This is a genomic window from Curvibacter sp. APW13, assembly GCF_032337135.1.
In the GTDB taxonomy this organism is placed as follows: Bacteria; Pseudomonadota; Gammaproteobacteria; order Burkholderiales; family Burkholderiaceae_C; genus Allorhodoferax.
The window spans coordinates 1-1230 of record NZ_JAVXZZ010000008.1; the positions used below are offsets into that span (position 1 = coordinate 1).

At 57.5% G+C, this 1230-nt stretch carries 1 protein-coding gene; it reads left to right on the top strand.

Annotated elements, in window-relative coordinates:
* Window positions 1–61 precede the first annotated feature (61 nt).
* Window positions 62–1222, top strand: coding sequence for an IS30 family transposase (locus RQP54_RS19785; RefSeq protein WP_315680312.1), 1161 nt, complete (start codon window positions 62–64; stop codon window positions 1220–1222).
* Window positions 1223–1230 lie beyond the last annotated feature (8 nt).

Sequence of the window (1230 nt, forward strand, 5' to 3'; positions counted from 1 at the left end):
GGCGGATTCAACCGGTCGATGCAACACACTAACCACCGCATAGGCGGAAGGAGTGTTGCAGATGAAGCGGCGACCCAGGATCTACTACACGGATAGCCAGAAAGCGCTGATGTGGGAGCGCTGGAAGCAAGGCTGGACGCTGCATGAAATCGGCAAGCTCTTCGATCGACCACACACTTCAATCCATCAAATATTTGCACCGACAGGCGGTATACGGCCGGCGCAGCGATCGCGGGCTGCGACTGCGCTGACGTTGGTAGAACGTGAAGAGATTTCCAGGGCACTGGTCACCGGCGAATCAATGCGATCAATTGCCGCCAGGCTAGGACGAGCGCCATCGACGATCAGCCGGGAAATCAAACGCAATGGTGGATACGTTGGTTATCGCGCCAATCAGGCCGACGAAGCGACCTGGGCTCGTGCGCAACGCCCCAAGCCTTGCAAGCTGCGTAAGAACCGCGAATTGGCCCGCATCGTCGCTGACAAGCTGCGCATGCTCTGGTCGCCCGAGCAGATATCAGGCTGGCTCAAGCATACTTATCCGGGCGACGAAAGCCACCACGTGTCACACGAGACCATCTACCGCAGTCTGTTCATCCAAGCGCGTGGCGCCTTGAAGAAGGAGCTGCTGGCGCACCTCAGGCGCACTCGCGGGATGCGTCGATCCCGTCACTACACGCAGAAGACGGCAATTCATGGAAAGATCGCTGATGCCATCTCCATAAGTGAGCGCCCCGCCAGCATTGAAGACCGGGCGGTGCCTGGTCACTGGGAGGGGGATCTTGTCTTTGGCAGCGGCAACAGCCAGATCGCCACGCTGGTGGAGCGCCAGACACGCTACGTGATGTTGGTGAAGCTCAATGGCAAAGACTCGCAGACGGTGGTCAATGCACTCATCAAGAATGCCAGCAAGCTGCCGCAAGAGCTCTACAAGTCGCTGACCTGGGACAGAGGTACAGAGATGCATGCGCACAAGCAGTTCACGGTAGCCACTGATATTCAGGTCTACTTCTGCGACCCACAAAGTCCGTGGCAACGCGGGAGCAATGAGAACACTAATGGGCTGCTCAGGCAGTACATGCCCAAAGGGATGAACCTCTCAGGATTCACCCAGACTCAACTCAATGCAATTGCGAGACAATTGAATGAGAGGCCGCGCAAGACGCTCGGCTTCCATACCCCCGCTGAAATGTTCAGCGAATGTGTTGCATCGACCGGTTGAATCCGCCG

Bases quoted from the DNA above. Each gene is read 5' to 3' on its own strand.
- RQP54_RS19785 (WP_315680312.1), top strand. From the start codon at position 62: ATGAAGCGGCGACCCAGGATCTACTACACGGATAGCCAGAAAGCGCTG.